Here is a 16103-nt window from a genome sequence, read left to right as displayed (position 1 = left end):
CCCGGTACGACGGTGCAGCGGTATCCACGAACGGCCCCTCCCACAACGATCCCCACCAAGATCATCACACCCCCGCTCCTCAACTTGATAACACCCGCGGGCGAAGTCCACGCCGGGGATGATCAGCCAGTGCAGGTCACGGCGGCCCGCCGGCCAGCGGTGCTCCACCCGCGCGAGAAAAGTCATCCACGGCCCTGCCGCTCGTCGACGATCCGGATCACGTCCTCCACGATGCGGTCGCGGCCGACCAGCGGCTCGAGCGGCTCGAACCATGGCAGCCCGAACGGCTTCGCGGGGTCGGCGTCCTCCGGGGCGTCGGCCACAGGGACATAGAAGGGGCCGCCGGCATCGACTCGGCCCTGGACGGCCGGGTCGATGCCCAGCGGGCGCAGGGCGTTGCGTGCGTGCACTGCCGACAGCCAGCCCGGGCGGAGTGTCTGGTGGTCGTTGCCGCACACCCACATCGCGTCGGGACCATCCACGACCAGGTGCCCGCCTGCCTCCGGCGGGCAGCGGTCCGGACAGTCCAGGCGTGCCTGGCTGTGTCGGTTGACCATCATGACCCGCGTCGTGTCGACGCGCAGCGCTCCCGCCTCGACTGACACCGGCTCCAAGCCGCTACGCACCTCCTCGGTCATGCCCGCGAGGTGCCGGGCAAGGCCGGGCACACATTGCCGCATTGGTGACGGTGACGGTGACGGTGCCTCAGGCTCGAAGTCATCGTGCATGGGCTGCCGGTACACCTCGCAGAGGTTCCAGTAGATCCTCCACAGCGGGGAGCTCTCGGGGCTCAGCCCAGGGGTGAGTCCGGCCTCGGTCAGTGCCGAATCGATCTCCCCGCGTACGGCCGGCTCCCGCGTCAGCACGCCGTCCTCGGGCACGCCCAAAGCCGTGAGGATCTCCTCCAGAGAGACCTCCTGGGGCGCCCGGTCCCCGGTGTGCGTCCGCGCGAACAGCGCCAGTGCCAGAGTGCTCAGCTGATTGCTTTGGCCGCCGTCCCAAGAGGGAGCCAGCAACCGTACCGCCTCCGCCACCGCCTCGATCCACGTCGGCGGAGCGACAGTCGGAGTCAACAGGCGGATCGCCAGGGGCAACGGTCGCGTCACAGCAGGCCCTTCGACAAGGAAGACACGGGTAACTCCCCCTGGTCCTCCCGATCCCGACAGGGTGTTGTCCAACCTCTCGGAGGACAGGAGCGCTCGGACTGGCCCGATGTCGTAAAACCGTGACGCGCCTTCCGACAGCGTCGGTGGGCGAATTGCCGGAGTCGCCGTTAACGCCGCGGTATCCGTCTGGAATGATGCTCGTGCCCGCAGTACCGGAACACACGGGAAGCATACGGAGCATCAGATGCAAGCTGCTGTCTACGTTGTGTCCATCGACCCCCAGGCCTCCACAGTCTGGTGGGCGAACAGGATCACAGATCTACCTTTCGACTTCTCTCAGGAGCACGAGACTCCTGAGAACCTGGCAGTCCTCAAGGACACTGGCGCCAAGGTCGTGGTCATCGCCAACCAGAAGGGCGGCGTCGGCAAAACCACCGTCACCCTCAACCTCGGTGCTGTCGTAGCCGACGTGCTGAAGGGCTCCGGCCAGCTGCAGTACGTCTTCATCGATACCCCTGGCAGCCTTCAGGACGAGAACCTGCTCCGTGAGGCATTGAAGTACGCCCACGAAGTGATCGTCCCGATGCCGCCGGAGCCGCTGGCTTTCGATCCGACGGCCCGCACCATCGCGAAGGTCATCGAGCCCACTGGACTCCCGTACCGGGTGCTCGTCAACAACTGGGACCCTCGCGACGGCAAGGCAGACCTTGAGGAAACTCGCGACTACATCGCTGCGCAGGGCTGGCCGACTCTGGAGTCGGTGATAAGGCGCTACAAGGTGCACACCCGGGCCTCAGTCGAAGGCAAGGTCGTCACCCAGTACGAGGAGAATCGCCCGTCTTACAAGGCACGCGAGGACTTCTACCGCCTTGCCATCGAACTCGGTTATGGCGGTGGTCGCTGATGGGGCGCCGCACCAGCCTCGCCACCCTGGCAGGCGCCAAGGTCGAAGATGTCCCCGGCCGCAGTGATGCAGTCCTCCTGTCTCTGCCCCTAGACAGGCTGCACTGCACTCGGTTCAATCCGCGCCGCAACTTCGGGACCGAAGAAGAGCTTCGCGAGTTCGGTGAGAAGCTGAAGAAAGACCAGCTCCAGCCGGCAGTCGTCGTCTCTCGCGCCGCCTATCTGAAGTTGTGGCCGGCTGAGGCTGACAACGTTGGGAGCGCCTCATACGTCATCGCCAATGGTGAGCGCCGGTACCGTGCGTCCCAGCTTGTCGGTCTGACGGTCATCGAGGTCGTCCACCGTGAAGACATCGCCAGGTCCAAGGCGGACTTCCTCGATGCGGTGCAGTCGGAGAACAACGACCGCAGGGATCTGGACCCGATCGAACGGGCCATCGCCATCGAGACCATGGTCACCGAACTTGGCGGCGCGGATCAGGTGGCCGCCTACTACGGGAAGACCAAGGGCTGGGTCAGTCAGCAGCGCAAGCTACTCAAGCTCATTCCGGAGCTGCAGGACTTGGTGAGCGCCGGTGAGATGCCGGTCCGGGTTGCCCGGGACATCGCTGGTCTGCCGTCAGGGGAGCAGGCAGCAGCGTGGCAGGACGAGCTCGAGCGACGGCGCCTGGAGAAGCAAGCCGCTGCCGAGCTGCGCGCTCGAGCCGCAGTGGCACCGGCATCGCATCATGCGGAGGTCACGCCGCCACAGGCGCCGCCGAACGCAGGCGTGTTTACCGCGGTAAACCAGGCGCCCACGGCTACGGCACCCTCTCAGCAAACCGAGGCCACGCCTGGGACCCGGTTTACCGCGGTAAACCAGGACGGGGAGCCAGAGAGCCCAACCTCTCCAGTACATGATTCGACTTCGGTTCCTGGCCCGCGTCACGACATCGCCGAGGATGCCGATGCTGCCACCGCCACCCACGGGAGAGACAGTCAGCCTCGCAGGCTGCCGTACGACGACGCTCCGTACGTCGTCCACCACATGCACGTGAAGATGACCACGGAGAACTTCGTCCAGGGTGCACGCGTCTGGATGAGGATCTTGCGCGAGCAGCACCCCGAGGAATACCGGGCACTGCTGATCGAGCTCGGTCAGCGGCAGCCAGCTTGATCCACACATGAAAAAAGCGGCCCCCGCCATCCGGACTCAATCCGGGAGGCGGGGGCCGCTTCGTGTTCTCAGCTGGTCAGATCGATGTCGAGTGGGAGGTCCCGCGAGTCAGCATCGGCGGGCTGCCCTTCGGCGGGGCGTCCGCGCTCCAGCACGCGGCCGTCGCGGGTGATCCGTACGGCGACGTCGCCGTGTCCGGTCCACGGGGCCAGCCTCTGCCGGGCGGTGAGCATCGCGGTGAACTGGGCGACGGCGCGGTGGTCGCCGGGGTGGAGGGGTCCGGTGCCGTGGCCGCAGCGGCGGAAGCAGGCGGTCACGCGGCGGGAGGGGCCAGGGCGGCCTTGTGGCTGTCGCGGTGGGCGGTCTGGGTGGACTCGGCGAGCGTGCGCAGGCCTTGCGGCTCACCGACGGCGGCGTGCTCGCTGCACATCACTTGGTAGCGGGCACGGCCGGTACAGCCTGCCTTGGCGTCGCGGGGCTTGCCGGAGGGGGTGATGGCGTGTTCGCAGACGCTGCCGTCGCAGTGCTGGGGGTCGATCCAGATACGGATGCGGGCCACGGTGGGCGCCTTCCTGTTCGGTGGTTGGCAGATGGAGCGGCCGGGCCTTGGTGGGCCCGGCCGGTGGGGCGGGTTCAGTCCTGGGCGGGGCTGTCAGCGATGACGAGGAACTGGTCGGTGTACAGGTCCATGACGACCCGGGCGGGCTGCCCCTGGGCCTGCTGCCGGGCGGCGTACTCGTCTGCGGGCCAGGAGCCGCGGGGGCCGCCGGCGGGGAAGCGCTCCAGGACGGTGCGCGCGGCCTTGGGCTGGTCGGGCATCAGGAAGCCTCCTGGTGAAGGAGAGCTGGAGGGCGGGGCGTGCTGTGCGGGGCGCGGGCGGCCGGGGCGGGGTCGGCGGCTCGATGCGCTCGAGGTCGGCGTCGGTGAGGAAGCCGAGCTGTCCGGCGGCGGCCGCGCGGGCGGCGAGGGTGATCGAGCGGGTGATCCGGTGGTGGCCGTGGTCGATGCGCAGGTGGCACAGCTGGCAGGCGGCGAGCAGGTTCTCGTCTCGCACGTCTTCGGGGGGTGTGGTTGAGGTGGGCGGTGGTGAGGCCGACCACGGAGCCGGTGTCGGGGTGGATCTGCTCGTGGACGGCGGGGCAGCGGCCGCCCGGGTGCGTCAGACCGCAGTGGCCCGTGCACTCGCAGCGGCCGCCTGCCCGCTCGAACCGGATTCGCGCGCTGATCTCGTTCCAGTCGCGCGGGTACCGGTGCAGGTTCTCGGGACGGATGGGCACGGCGGCTCCGCTACTCGCCGCCGGCGGCCTGGCGGTGCTCGAAGGCTTCGAGCAGTTCGCCCAGGTCGTTCGGCTCGGGTGCGGTGCCGACCCATGTGCCGCCTTCGGTGAAGACCTCCACGTCGGTGGTGTCGGCGTCGAACCAGCAGACGTACGGGCCGTACCGCTCGATGATGGCAGTGGCAACGGCGGCCGGGTCGGAGAGCTGCGGTGCGGTCTCCAGCACGGCGAGGGTGGTGACGACCAGCCACATCGGCTCGTCCGGTGTGCGGGGGAGCCGGAGGTATCCGGTGACGCGGAGCTTGTCGCCGGGGGCCAGGTCGTGGATGACCGCGTGCGCCAGCTCGGAGTCGGTGACGCTGCAGGGAAGGATCATCTCGTCCGTGCGCTCGTCCGTCGGGGAGACGGTGAGGCGGAAGCGGGCGGTCGACCCGTGCAGGTCTCCGGGCACGGTCTCTTCGTCCAGGAAGCCGTCCAGGACGATCGCGTCGGCGTCGCCCATGTCAGCTGGCCTTCGCGGCCGGGGCCTGGTGAGCGGCGTCGTACGCCTCGAGCACGGCCTTGCGGATCATGCCCGCGTCGGCGACCTGGTGGCCGTTGGCGCGCGCCCAGGTGCGGATCGCGGCCAGCTCCTCCCGGGTGCGTCCGCTGCCGAGGCCGGGCCGGATGGGCGTCGGTGCGGTCGCCGCGGCCGGGGCGGGGTGAGCGCCGGCCTTCACGGCGCGCAGGTTCTCCTTCGCCTTCTCCAGCTCGGCCGTGAGCTGGGCGACGCGCTCTTCGGCCTCGCGCTGCGCGTCGTCGGCGGCGCGCCGGGCGGTCAGCTCGGCCACGTCGGCGCGAACCCGGACGGCCTTGTTACGGATGCCGGCGGTGGGGTGCGTCTCGGCCCACGCGAGCAGCTGCTCCACCGAGTCGTCGACCACCGGGGCGGCCGGGGTGGCGCCGTCGGTGGCGGCCGGGGTGGTGTCATCGGTCTCGCCCGCGTCGGCCTTGCGCTGCTGGGCGGCCACGAGGGCGGTGATCTCGTCCTCGGGCAGGCCGGTCGCCTCGGTGATCTCCGCCATGGAGTGGTCGGCGTAGAACATGGACAGCGCCGTCGCCTCGAACGCGTTGGGGCCCGTGGCCGCCGGGGTCTGCTGCATGTCGGGAGCTCCTTCGGGGCTGTTCAGGAGGGGGAGGAGGGCGGTGAGGGTGTCGTCGCCGCGGGGCAGGCCGACCGCGTCCAGGAGGAGGACCAGGTCCTCCTTGCTGGTGGCGTTGCGGGCCAGGGTGCGGGCCGCGGCGGCTTCCTGCTCGGTGCTGGTGGGGTGAAGGGGCAGTCCGTCGGAGGCTTCGAGGGCCTCGTGCCAGTCGGTGAACATCCCAGCCCCCCTACGCGGCCTTGAGGCCAGCCATGAGCCGCACCATGTTGCGCTGCTGCTGGGCGGGGGTGAGCGGCTTGGGCATCGGCCCGTTGACCTCACGGTCCAGGCGGACGATGCGGGCCTGGCTGATGGTCAGCGGTGTGTGCCGGGCGGCGGCGGCCCGTTCGCGACGGGCCTGGTCCTGGTCGGCGAGGACGTCGATCCAGTCGGGTCCGAGCCGGTCGACCATGCGCTTGCGCAGTGCGGTGCGCTGGCTGGGCGTGGTGGCCGCGAAGATGCTGACCTTGGTGAGGTCCTTGTTGACCAGCGCCCACCGCAGGCAGTCCTTGACGATGGGGCAGCCGGAGCAGGCCCGGCGTGCCCTGGCCAGCCGCCGCTCCGTCGCCGCCCGGCTCTCGCCGCTGCGGTCGCCGTTGGCGAAGTCGAACGTGGCGGGCTCCGTCTGGCAGCGGGTCGGGACGGGGCTGTGGGGGAAGGGGAAGCGCGGGTCGGGGTCGGCGAAGTGGCTGGGGTTGGCGACGCCGGTGCGGCTCATGACGCGGCCTCCGGGAGCAGTGCGTGCAGGTGCGGGGGGAGTTGGAGGAGGACGCGCTCGTACACGCCCAGCGGGACGCGCCACGGGCCGAGCTGACCGTCGCACGGGACGGGCAGGGCCAGCGGGTGGACGTCGTCCAGGTCCAGGTGAACGCACTCGGTCTGCGCCCAGGGGCTGCACGGCTCGCCGGTGTCGGTGTGGGAGCCGGTGATGCGGACGAGGCCGAGGACGGCGCGGGTGGGCAACTCCAGGCCGCGGACCGTGCGGGCCACGAGCGGGTCGCGCAACGCGGACCGGTCGATCGCAGCTCCGGCGTGCAGCAGGCGCCAGCCCGGCGCCCAGGCCCGGGGCCGGTTCTCCACGCGCTTGTCGCCGTGCAGGATGCAGGCCGCCCAGGGCTGCTTGATGGTGATGCCCCGGATGGAGTCCGGGGCGTAGAGCGTCGGCGTCTTCACGCGGCGGCTCCGAGGGTGTGGGTGCCGGGCCGCCCGGCGCGCCGGCCGTTGATGGACGGCACGGTGGCGTGGGAGCGGTCGGCGAGGACGGCGCGGCCGGTGTGCTTGCCCGCGTACATCGCGGCGTCGGCGGCCCGCTGAAGCAGGGTGAGGTCCGTCGTGCCGAGGACGTCGGGGGAGGCGGCGCCGACCGACGCGGCGACGTCGACCAGGGCGCCGCCGTCGACCTGGACGGGCTGCGCGAGCAGGGTGACCAGCTGGGCGAGCCGGAGTTCGCGGCGGGTCGGTGCGATCCGGGCCGTGACGGCGAACTCGTCCCCTCCGAGCCGGCCGACCGCGCCGCGGCTTCCCGCCCAGGCGGTGAGGCGCTGCGCGGTGGCGGCCAGGACGCGGTCGCCGGCGGCGTGCCCGCCGGGGCCGTCATTGATCTCCTTGAAGTGGTCCAGGTCCACGAAGACCACCAGGGAACTGTCGCCGTACCGGTCGGTGATCTGCCGGGCCCGGGTGGTGTAGCCGTCGCGTCCGAGCAGTCCGGTGAGCGGGTCACGGCGGTCGGCGAGCTCGCGCCGGGTGGCGGCCAGCTTGCGGTGGAGGCTGACGGCGTGGACGGTCCAGCCGGTCAGCGGCACCGCGAAGGTGGTGATGAACAGGGCGCGTTGCCCGGACGGGGCGTGTACGCGCACGGTGGAGGCCATACTGGGGGCTCCCTCTCGTCTTGTACGGGATGGGTGGCCCGAGGCAGGCGTCGGTTTCCAGGCCGTGAGCGTCTGCCTCGGGGCGTATCTACAGCTCGAAGCTGCTGGTGCTGGTCCAGCTGAACGGGTTGGACCAGCGGCCGGCCTTCGCCGCCCGCCAGTCCAGCTCCCACCCGTCGCGGACCCCGCTCGCTCCCCAGCCGCCGTCCTGGCGGCCGGGCTTGTCGAGTCCGGCCTTCCGCGCCGCGAGCGCCGCGTCGTAGACCTGGTGGGCACGGGCCAGGGCCTCGCTGGGGGAGGTGGCCTGGCCGGTGAAGACGTGCAGTCCGTGCAGCTGCTGGTCAATGCGGTGTATCGGGACGTCTCCCTCGTAGAACTCCAGGTTCGGCATGACGCCCATCTCCTTCCTGCGCTGGTCGTGGCGGAACACCGCGACCGCCCCGGCCGGGATGGCCGGGGCGGCACGGGCAGCCCGTCAGGCGGTGGCGTGCAGGCCGGTGAGGTCGTCGTCCAGGACGTCGCCCTGGTCCTCGGTGGCGTCGGCGGCCGGGGTGGCGGGAAGGTCGGCGGCGCGGGCGGCGAGCTGGTGGCGGATCTCCTGGACGTTGTTGATCGGCAACGGCTGGTCGCCGTCACCGGTCAGCAGCGCGAACTGGGGCTTGCGGTGGCCGAACTCGTTCTTCTCGCTGCGGTAGTGCAGCCAGACGCCGGGGGCGAGGAAGAAGGACGCCTCGCCGTCCTTGTAGCCGCGCCACCGGTCCTCGTCCCGCAGGAAACCGTCGCCCTGGTCGATCCGCCACGCGTCCGAGGCGGCACGGGAGGCGGCGTCGTTCTCGGTGGCGGCGGCGACCTGCGCCAGGCCCTCGGACAGGGTGGCCGGGGCGGCCGGGGCGGTGCGCGTGCGCGTGGTGGTCGGCTGGGCGGTGCTGCGGGCCTTGTTGAGCAGGCGGCGCAGCGGGGTCAGGAACAGCTCGGCCAGGGAGTTGACGGCGACGGCGGCGACGACCGCGACGCCGCCGGCGAAGGCGAGGCGCCAGTCGCCGGACCAGGTGTCGGGCGAGTAGGTGTAGCCCGCCCAGGCGCCGATGGCTCCACCGATCACGACGGTGATCATGTCCAGGCCCTCGGTTGCGGCGTCGGCGACGGTGATGGCGGCGCGGCGTACGGATGCGTGCATGCTGGGTGTGCTCCTTCTTCTGTCGGATGCGCTCTGGTGGGGGAAGGGGTGGCTCCGGGACGGCCGGGTGTGACGGCCTGCGGCCGTCCCGGGCGTCTCAGTTGCCGCTGCTCGCGTGGGCGGCGGCGGTGGAGCGGACGGCGTCGGCGAGCAGCACGGTCAGCTCGTGGCCGTGGTCGACGACGTCCTCCAGGCGCTCGATGACCTCGCTGGGCAGGCCGCGGTTGCGGGCCCCGGTCAGGACGCCCTCCAGGTAGAGGACGTCGGCGAGGATCCGGCCGCGGGCGTCCAGGACGCCGGGCTGCACGGCCAGGGCTTCGCTGTTCTTGGCGGTGGCGAGCGCGGCGTGGTCGGCGGCTTTGGTGTAGGCGGTCTCGGTCTGCTCGGTGAGCAGCGCGTCGACCTGTGTGGTGTCGCCGTAGGCGCGGCGCCAGCCGAAGCGGGCGGCGGCGGCCTCCATGAGGGAGCGGCGGGCGAGGGACACGGTGACCTCCAGGAGAGGGCCGGTCGTCCGGTCTCGGCTGACCGGACGGATACCGCACGGCCCCGCCGTCGCCCGCCCGGGGGCGGCGCGGCGAACGGGGGCGTACGGAGAGCGTCCGGTCAGCGTTTGGGTAGGGCGTCCTGGTCCCAGCCGCACGCGGGGGTCACCGGCGGTCACCCTTGCGGGCCGGGTTGGTGGTGTCGTGTATCGGGACGTCGACCTCATAGAACTCTTCGGTGCGCGGCATGACGCCCATCTCCTCTCCGTGTCAGTGCTTGAGGGGCCACCGCGACCGCCCCGGCCTCCGTGGTGCGGGAGGGCCGGGGCGGCACGGAGAGCCCGTCAGGCAGCGACGGCGGCGGGGGAGTCGAGGCCGGTGCCGCGGAGCGCGTCCAGGACGTACGCGTCGAAGCGGGCCTGGTGCTGGGCGGCGACCGCATGGCCGGTGGCACGGCCGTAGGCGTAGCTGTACGCGTACATGCTGGCGTCGGTGTCGGCGAGGGCCTGGTCGACGGCGCGGCGTGCGAGGTGCTCGATCCAGGTCTGCGCGGCGGACTCGCGGCGGGCGTGCGACGTCGTCAGGGCCACCGACTCCGCCCACCGTCCGCTGCCGTAGGTGCGGCCGCCGCACTGCGCCCAGTTCCACTGCCGCTGGCGCATGCCCTCGGGGTCGGCGTCCCAGTCCGCAGCCCAGCGGACGGCCTGCTCGGGGATCTGCTGCTGGACGACGTCCAGGACGTCGCGGCCGGCGGGGCCGAGCGCGCGGTGGGCGTCGGTCTCCTCGAGGACGCGGATCCGGTGGGAGAGCAGCCGGTAGGGGTAGTGGCGCTGGCCCCAGTTGCCGGTCTCGCCCAGCGGCTGGACGATCCACAGCCGCACGGGCCAGGTGATGGGCCAGATGCCGGTGTCCTCCAGCGCCTCGCCGACGCGCTTGACCATGCGGAAGTACGAGAAGGGGCTCTCGTCGAACCACAGGTTGGTGCAGGGCTGGGGGTGGTCGACGGCCTGGCCGACGTTGGCGGCGAGGTTCACCGGGGTGCCGGCGTGCCGGGACATCTCGATGATGCCGTCGGCGGGGGTGGCGATGTACCAGGTGACAGGCTTGCGGGCCATGCGGTCCTCCACGAAGGGGTGTTGGCGGCCGGGGCCGCTCGATAACCGGGTGTTGGTCGGGGTGCGCACGTCGGCGGTCAGGCGCGGTAGACGGGCGGGCGTACTCCGGCGCGGAGTTCGCGGATGATCGAGCAGGGGCCCTTGGTGGCGCAGTACGCGTCGTAGGTGTCCGGGAGGGCGTTGCCCGTGGTGCCCCACATGTCGCGGGCGACCGCGTTCACGGCGCGCAGCATCTCGCCGTTGTTGGGGCGGCAGGCGCTGTTGGTGTCGCCGACGCCGTGCCGGGCGGCGCTGATGATGTGCTGGCGGGCCTGGCGGGCGGCCCAGCGGCGGCTGTCGGGTCCGGTGTTCTCGTGGACGTGCCCGCAGTCGTGGAACGTGTCCATGTGGCAGGCGGTGCAGTGGTAGGTGACCAGCTGCTCCGGCTTGCCGCCGGGAAGCCACGTGCCTTCGAACTCGTAGACGATGACCTCAGCGCCCGGGATCTCGGTGTGCGCGAAGGCGGTGACGAGGCCGACTCCGTCCGCGATCCCACCGCGCTGTGCCTGGTTCCAGAAGACGCGGGGAAGGAAGTCGTCCCAGCCCTTGCCGTGGGGTCACTGGGCGTACATGACGCCCTGCGAGGCGTCGAAGGTCGCCTTGCCGTCGACGTTGTCGCGCTTGTACTGCTCGATCTGCTCGATCGACCCGAAGTACGTCGCGCTGAACTCCTCGGACTCCAGGAAGATCAGCCCGTAACCCTCGGGACGGGTGTCGTGGCCGTTGTCCCGCAGCATCTCGACCATGTCCTCGTAGCCGGGGTTGCCGGGGGCGATGGCGCCGACGAGGGGCAGCCGGTACCGGTCGCAGCTGGTGACGTGGGCCGGGTTGGTCTCGCTGACGTGGTGCGCGGTGCCGTACGTGTTCGTGATCGTGATGCCCATGCGCGGGTGCCCTTCCTGGGGTAACGGCGGGCGCCGGGTGCGGCCGGCACCCTGTGGGTTGGGGTTGTTCGGCGTAGCGTCGGCGGCACGACTCACGCGCGGACCGCGTCGGTGCACTGCCGCTTCCAGGCCGGCGCGGCCCTCGTGGTCGTCGTCCTGGAGGTCGTGGTCGTCGGCGCGGGGGTGTCCGGTCACCGGGTCGTCGCTCCGGTGGTGGCGACCAGCGCGGCGGCCGTCTCCCAGCCGTGGTGCCAGGCGCTGTCCAGGCAGTACGCGCCGTTGATTCCGTGATCGGCCAGACGCCAGAAGTTGCCCTTGCCGGTCTTCGTGGCGAGCGTTTCCAGGAGCCCGCCCGGCACCCGGCGGTCCGCGGCGTAGTGCGTGACGAACGACAGGGCGAGCGCGGCCGCGGCGGCACCGGGGTGCAGCCGGATGCCCAGGATGCGGGCGCCGGCCCCGACCGCGAGGGCCTGGGTGGCGGTGTAGGTCAGGCAGTGCCAGGCGCATGCCTTGATGCCGTCGGCCGTGCCGTGGACGGTCGGTTCATCGTCCGGGGTGGCCGCGAAGTGGACGGGCTTGTCGTCGGTGGCGCCCTTGACCCGGGCACAGTAGTCGGACTGAACGAAATGATCACCGATGTTCGACCCGGCGCGGCCCAGTCCGAGGACGGCGGCGAAAAGGGCGGAGCGATGCGTCATGCTGGGTTCTCCTGATCTCGCAGGGGTGAAGGAGCGGGCGGCCGGCCTTTGCCGGTGCTGCGGCCGCCCGGGTTGAGCGGGCCCCGTCCCCGCCTAAGTCGCCGGGACGGGGTTCGTCTCACGCGGCCAGCCGGTGCGCACCGGTGGCCGGGGGCGCGATGTAACTGTTCGGGTCGGCGGGGGTGCCGTCGTGGCACTCCAGGCAGGAGCCCAAGGTCTTGAGCGGGATGCAGTGGAAGTAGCGTCGGCGGCAGGTGCCGCATGTCTGGCGGGCTGCCATGGCCTTGTCGAGCGCGGCTTCCTTCGCGAGGGTCATCGGGAGCTTCGGCTTCGCCAGGTCGATCCGGTACAGCCACGCCCACCGCTTCCCGCCGCGGCATTCGATCCGGGCGACGGGCTCGTGGCCGCCGGGGCGCAGGCCCATCTCCCGCAGCTGGCGGCGGGTCGCGAGGGTCTCGCGCCCGGCCTGCTTCCACCGAAAGACCGGTAAGGAGCCGTCGCCGGGGTCGTACGGGTCGACGTCGACCAGGTCCTCGTCCTGGTCGGCCATCACCTGCTCCAGGGGCCAGGAAGCCGGGCGGGACGCTGCGGGTAGCGCAGGCCGGGGCGCTGCGGACGCGAGCGCCCGATCTGGCGGCGCGGACGGGGTACGAGCACGGGTTGTCCTCCAGCAGGTGTGAGGGCGGGCAGTGCTGCGCCCCGTCGACGGACGGTCCGTCGACGGGGCGTGAGGTGAAGGGTGGTGGCCGGTCGGCCTGTCCGGTCACCGGGACCAGCCGCCCGGGGCGGGGGCGGTCCGGTGCCGGTGGCCAGGCGGGGCGGTCGGTGCCGTGGTCAGAGGGCGGAGGCGACGAGGAGGAGGGCGAGGGCGGCCGTCCCGGCGATCAGGAGGGTGGCGCCGGCGCTGGCCCACCAGTAGTGGCCCACGGTCTTGATGTCGCGCAGGTCGCTGAGCGCGTCCGCGATGCGGGCGTGGAGCGCGGCCAGTGGGGGCAGGGCGGCGTACCAGCGGCCGAGGCGGTCTATCTGGCCTGCCATTTCGTCGTCGGGGAAGTGCCCGCCGTGGAGGGTCTGCCGGTGCGCCTCGCCCACGGCGGCCAGGGCCTCGATCTGGGTCACAACGGGGCTGGTGGTGCGGCAGACGGTGCAGCGGTAGCGGTATCGGCGCACGTTGGTCGGTCTCCGGAGAGTTGGGTGGGTGAGGGCAGGGAACAGCGACGCCCCGCCCGGAAGGGGTCCGGGCGGGGCGCTATGCCGAGCTGGCTGTTGGTGCCTCCGCGTTCTGGGCGGAGGGTGCGGTCAGGTGTTGATCTGACTGCGGACCTCTGCGACGAGGCGGAGGATCTCGGTGGCCATGTCGGTGATCGTCTGGAGCTGCCTGTCGATGTCGGCCGGGTCCGAGCCGGTGAACGAGAACGAACGGCCGTCGTCGCGACCCGGCTGCGAGCCGGTGAAGGAGAACGACCGGTCGTCACGGTCCGGTTCGGGGTTGGTGAACGAGAACGACACGGGCAACTCCAACCGGGTCAGATGTTCATGTGGTGGGCGCGCCGGATGGCGGCCTCCCACACGCTACGCACCTGCGCTCCGGTGTGGGAGTCGTTCCAGGAGGGGATCGTCTCCCACTTCTTGCCGTGCTGGCGGCGGGCCTCGTCCAGGAGGAGGTTCCCGGCGTCGCAGTAGGCGGCGTTGCGGGCGCCGGCCGCGGCGCGCAGGGCGCCGATGGAGCAGCGGGCGCCCTCGAGGTGGACGAGGGTGAACCTGGCCCAGCCGTGGGTGTCAAGGAGCGCGAGCGCGTCGGTGAGGGTCTTCTCCACCGGGCCGGTCCGGCGCACCGGCGGGGCGGCGGGGCGGGAGACCGACACGGGAGCCGCCGAGGCGGCGGGGGCGGCGGGCTCCGGGGTGGGGCCGGGGTCGAGGAGCTGGAACGCCTTGGCGTACAGGTCCTGGTCGATGGGGGTGAAGTTGGTCTCGGTGTTGGTGCGGGTGTTCATGCTGCCCTCCACAGGCCGTTCTCGTTGGTGACCTCGTCCCGCTTCTTCAGCTCGGACAGGCGCGGCTTGATGTTCTTGGCGGAGGTGCCCAGCTTTCGGGCGATGGTTTCGGCGGTCATCGGGATGGACTGCTCCCGCAGGAGCTCGAGGATGCGCGGCTTGATCAGCTCCTGTCCGTCGGGCGCCCCCGCGGCTACGCCAGGAGCACCGGGCCTGCTGGATCCGGCGATTGCCTGGGGGCCGCCGGGGTGGTGGTGGGGCGCCTCTTGCGAGGAGGGGGCGCCCTCGGCTGCGGCGAGGAGGTCGGCGAGGCTGCCGATCAGGTTCTTGCCGCGCTTGTCGACCATGGGGGTCTGGGTGATCGCGTCGCGCTCGCGCCAGGCGTCGCAGTCCTCGATCCCGACCGGCGGCTCGCCTCCGGCGAGGGAGACGGGGGCCACGTCCAGGTGCAGGGAGCGGAACTGGACGGCCTGCGAGCCGGGGGTGAGGAGGTAGCCCAGGCCGAAGGTGCCGTCCTCGGGGGCGGCGGCGGCCTCGGTGGCCAGGCCGCTCATGTCCCGGTTGCTGACCTTGGCGTACTGGCCCGGCCACTGCGAGGGGATCATCGACAGGTCGATGCCCTCCGCGCCCTCGACCGCGTTCGCGCCGACCAGCGAACCCTGGCCCTTGGCGCAGCGCAGGAACACCGCGCCGCCGCCGATGAGGAGCTGGGAGCGGATGACGGTGGAGTTGCCGAGGTCTTCGGCCAGCGGAGTCTGGGTGGCCAGGACGACGCCGATGCCCCGCTTGAGGGAGCGTCGGGTCAGCTGCTCCACGATCGCCTTCGCCTCCAGGTGGTACGGCGAGGAGGCCGACAGCAGCATGTGCGCCTCGTCGATGACGACCAGGACCAGCGGGTCGGTGAAGGGGAAGGCGGGGGAGCGGTAGCGGGCCTCGCGGTCGAGCATCATCGCGTAGGCCAGGCGCAGCGCGCCCATCGCCTCGTCCAGGCCGTCCCCGAGGTAGGCGGACAGCGAGGCGCCGGCGATGGTGCCGGCCTGCGGGGAGGCGAGGATCACCGCGATACGCGAGCGGTGGGCGGAAAGCAGGATCTGCTCCAGCAGCCCCGACTTGCCCGACCGGGACCCGCCGACAAGGTAGAGGTGGCGGGCGCCGGAGCCGGGCTGCGCCAGGGGCAGGAGGGCAGCCCGGCCGTCGACGTAGGTGCCGGCGCGGATGTAACCGCGGGAGTCCATCGACAGTTCGTTGACGACCGAGGAGAGCATCGTGCCGTGCATCAGCGCGTGCTCCTTCATCACCCGGATCCCCATCTGCGAGGGCTTGTCGCCGGGGGCGAGAGCGATCTGGATCGTCTCCAGGTCCAAATTGCCTGCGAGGTCCTGGAGGTTGACGGTCCCGATCGCCCTGCGGTCGCGGGTGGCGATCCCTTCCCAGTCCAGCGGCCCGTCGTAGCGGGTGAGGGTCAGGGTGGTGCCGGGCATCGCGCCTTCCGGTACGCCGACGTAGGCGTCCCACAGTTCCTCGGGCGTCGTCGGGGTACCGGCCGCGATCTGCGGCTGCGCCGTCGGGACCTTCAGGTGCACGGTGACGGGCAGGGCGTTGGGCGCGTAGTGCTTGGGGTCGCCCAGCTCGACCTGGGAGACGGGGATCTGGTAGACGGCGGCGATGTCGGCGGCCCGGACCCGTACCTGCTGCCCCTGGGGCAGGGTGATGATCCCGGTGAACGACACGTGGTCGTCGTCGGCCTCGAGGGCGAGGTGTTCCAGGTTGGCCCCGGGCTGGATGAGCTTGCGGTCCTCGGTCTGGGTGGGGCCGGAGATGAACTCCTTCCACCAGGCGGTGATGAGCTGTGCCTGCGACGTCAGCCCGACCGCCGCACCCGCGCCCGTGGTCGTGATCGCGGGTGTGAGTGCAGGGGTGTGGCCGGCGATGTTGCGGTGGTGGGCCAGGGCGGCCGCCCCGGCCGGGACCGCGAGCCCGAGGGCGATCAGCGGGTTCCCGCCCGCGGCGAGGACCTCGTGCGCGGCGATGCCGCACCCGGTGGCCGTGAACCCGCACCCGATCAAAGACCGCAGCACCGGGGCGGAGACGTTGACGGCCCACGCCCCGGCTCCGGCCGCCGCGGCGGCGAGGGCGGACCAGGGGCCGGCCACGAGAGGCACCACCGCGAGCGCGGCGGGCGCGTACTGGACGAACTGTGCTCGGGTCGGCCCCATGATCCTTC

At 71.6% G+C, this 16103-nt stretch carries 23 protein-coding genes; 2 read left to right on the top strand and 21 right to left on the bottom strand.

Annotation, left to right across the window (positions count from 1 at the left end; translation table 11 throughout):
* Window positions 1–182 precede the first annotated feature (182 nt).
* A complete protein-coding gene (locus tag ACZ7GZ_RS37745) occupies window positions 183–1073 on the bottom strand; it encodes a hypothetical protein (protein WP_471031580.1) in 891 nt (296 codons plus the stop codon).
* 277 nt (window positions 1074–1350) lie between these two features.
* Here ACZ7GZ_RS37745 and ACZ7GZ_RS37740 point away from each other — a divergent pair, with 277 nt between their 5' ends.
* Together ACZ7GZ_RS37740 and ACZ7GZ_RS37735 are read left to right on the top strand one after the other, a co-directional pair.
* Window positions 1351–2010: a ParA family protein gene (locus tag ACZ7GZ_RS37740; protein WP_471031578.1), complete on the top strand. Its 660-nt coding sequence runs from the start codon at window positions 1351–1353 to the stop codon at window positions 2008–2010.
* Complete coding sequence (locus ACZ7GZ_RS37735; RefSeq protein WP_471031575.1) at window positions 2010–3164, top strand: ParB/RepB/Spo0J family partition protein; 1155 nt, start codon at window positions 2010–2012, stop codon at window positions 3162–3164. Before ACZ7GZ_RS37740 ends, ACZ7GZ_RS37735 begins: the two co-directional genes overlap by 1 nt.
* Window positions 3165–3232: 68 nt before the next feature.
* On the opposite strand, the gene ACZ7GZ_RS37730 is transcribed toward ACZ7GZ_RS37735, so the two are convergent.
* The 20 genes from ACZ7GZ_RS37730 to ACZ7GZ_RS37635 form a co-directional block, all read right to left on the bottom strand.
* Window positions 3233–3481, bottom strand: a complete 249-nt coding sequence (locus ACZ7GZ_RS37730) for a hypothetical protein (protein WP_471031574.1) — start codon at window positions 3479–3481, stop codon at window positions 3233–3235.
* On the bottom strand, window positions 3478–3723 hold the full coding sequence (locus ACZ7GZ_RS37725) for a hypothetical protein (RefSeq protein ID WP_471031571.1): 246 nt from the start codon (window positions 3721–3723) through the stop codon (window positions 3478–3480). Before ACZ7GZ_RS37725 ends, ACZ7GZ_RS37730 begins: the two co-directional genes overlap by 4 nt.
* A 74-nt stretch (window positions 3724–3797) precedes the next feature.
* Window positions 3798–3983: a hypothetical protein gene (locus ACZ7GZ_RS37720; protein WP_471031569.1), complete on the bottom strand. Its 186-nt coding sequence runs from the start codon at window positions 3981–3983 to the stop codon at window positions 3798–3800.
* Window positions 3984–4451: 468 nt separating this feature from the next.
* On the bottom strand, window positions 4452–4943 hold the full coding sequence (locus ACZ7GZ_RS37715; RefSeq protein WP_471031568.1) for a hypothetical protein: 492 nt from the start codon (window positions 4941–4943) through the stop codon (window positions 4452–4454).
* 1 nt (window position 4944) lies between these two features.
* Window positions 4945–5802 carry an Lsr2 family DNA-binding protein gene (locus ACZ7GZ_RS37710; protein ID WP_471031567.1) on the bottom strand — a complete coding sequence of 286 codons (858 nt, stop codon included), beginning with the start codon at window positions 5800–5802 and terminating at the stop codon, window positions 4945–4947.
* 10 nt (window positions 5803–5812) lie between these two features.
* Window positions 5813–6340, bottom strand: coding sequence for a WhiB family transcriptional regulator (locus tag ACZ7GZ_RS37705; protein WP_471031566.1), 528 nt, complete (start codon window positions 6338–6340; stop codon window positions 5813–5815).
* A complete protein-coding gene (locus tag ACZ7GZ_RS37700; RefSeq protein WP_471031565.1) occupies window positions 6337–6795 on the bottom strand; it encodes an ASCH domain-containing protein in 459 nt (152 codons plus the stop codon). Before ACZ7GZ_RS37700 ends, ACZ7GZ_RS37705 begins: the two co-directional genes overlap by 4 nt.
* Entirely contained in the window at window positions 6792–7490 is a 699-nt protein-coding gene (locus ACZ7GZ_RS37695; RefSeq protein ID WP_471031563.1) for a GGDEF domain-containing protein, read from the bottom strand. Before ACZ7GZ_RS37695 ends, ACZ7GZ_RS37700 begins: the two co-directional genes overlap by 4 nt.
* 88 nt (window positions 7491–7578) lie before the next feature.
* Window positions 7579–7881: a hypothetical protein gene (locus ACZ7GZ_RS37690; protein WP_471031561.1), complete on the bottom strand. Its 303-nt coding sequence runs from the start codon at window positions 7879–7881 to the stop codon at window positions 7579–7581.
* A gap of 84 nt (window positions 7882–7965) precedes the next feature.
* Entirely contained in the window at window positions 7966–8667 is a 702-nt protein-coding gene (locus ACZ7GZ_RS37685) for a hypothetical protein (RefSeq protein WP_471031559.1), read from the bottom strand.
* Window positions 8668–8764: 97 nt separating this feature from the next.
* Entirely contained in the window at window positions 8765–9151 is a 387-nt protein-coding gene (locus tag ACZ7GZ_RS37680) for a hypothetical protein (RefSeq protein WP_471031558.1), read from the bottom strand.
* A gap of 342 nt (window positions 9152–9493) precedes the next feature.
* The gene (locus tag ACZ7GZ_RS37675; protein WP_471031555.1) at window positions 9494–10264 is read right to left on the bottom strand and encodes a hypothetical protein; all 771 of its coding nucleotides are present in this window, start codon (window positions 10262–10264) and stop codon (window positions 9494–9496) included.
* 77 nt (window positions 10265–10341) lie between these two features.
* Window positions 10342–10650, bottom strand: a complete 309-nt coding sequence (locus ACZ7GZ_RS37670) for a hypothetical protein (RefSeq protein WP_471031552.1) — start codon at window positions 10648–10650, stop codon at window positions 10342–10344.
* Between the two features lie 210 nt (window positions 10651–10860).
* Window positions 10861–11382 carry a hypothetical protein gene (locus ACZ7GZ_RS37665; protein ID WP_471031551.1) on the bottom strand — a complete coding sequence of 174 codons (522 nt, stop codon included), beginning with the start codon at window positions 11380–11382 and terminating at the stop codon, window positions 10861–10863.
* A complete protein-coding gene (locus tag ACZ7GZ_RS37660; protein ID WP_471031548.1) occupies window positions 11379–11885 on the bottom strand; it encodes a hypothetical protein in 507 nt (168 codons plus the stop codon). The genes ACZ7GZ_RS37665 and ACZ7GZ_RS37660 overlap by 4 nt, the downstream gene beginning before the upstream one ends.
* A 118-nt stretch (window positions 11886–12003) precedes the next feature.
* Complete coding sequence (locus ACZ7GZ_RS37655; protein WP_471031546.1) at window positions 12004–12435, bottom strand: RRQRL motif-containing zinc-binding protein; 432 nt, start codon at window positions 12433–12435, stop codon at window positions 12004–12006.
* A 284-nt stretch (window positions 12436–12719) separates the two neighbouring features.
* Window positions 12720–13055, bottom strand: a complete 336-nt coding sequence (locus tag ACZ7GZ_RS37650) for a hypothetical protein (protein ID WP_471031543.1) — start codon at window positions 13053–13055, stop codon at window positions 12720–12722.
* 129 nt (window positions 13056–13184) lie between these two features.
* Window positions 13185–13394, bottom strand: coding sequence for a hypothetical protein (locus ACZ7GZ_RS37645; RefSeq protein WP_471031541.1), 210 nt, complete (start codon window positions 13392–13394; stop codon window positions 13185–13187).
* Between the two features lie 17 nt (window positions 13395–13411).
* Entirely contained in the window at window positions 13412–13879 is a 468-nt protein-coding gene (locus tag ACZ7GZ_RS37640; RefSeq protein ID WP_471031539.1) for a DUF6197 family protein, read from the bottom strand.
* Complete coding sequence (locus tag ACZ7GZ_RS37635; RefSeq protein WP_471031536.1) at window positions 13876–16095, bottom strand: hypothetical protein; 2220 nt, start codon at window positions 16093–16095, stop codon at window positions 13876–13878. The genes ACZ7GZ_RS37640 and ACZ7GZ_RS37635 overlap by 4 nt, the downstream gene beginning before the upstream one ends.
* Window positions 16096–16103 lie beyond the last annotated feature (8 nt).

It is taken from the genome of Streptomyces sp. NPDC037288 (genome assembly GCF_055603265.1).
Note: the sequence above shows the minus strand (reverse complement) of the source record. Positions and strands in the feature narration are given on the sequence as shown.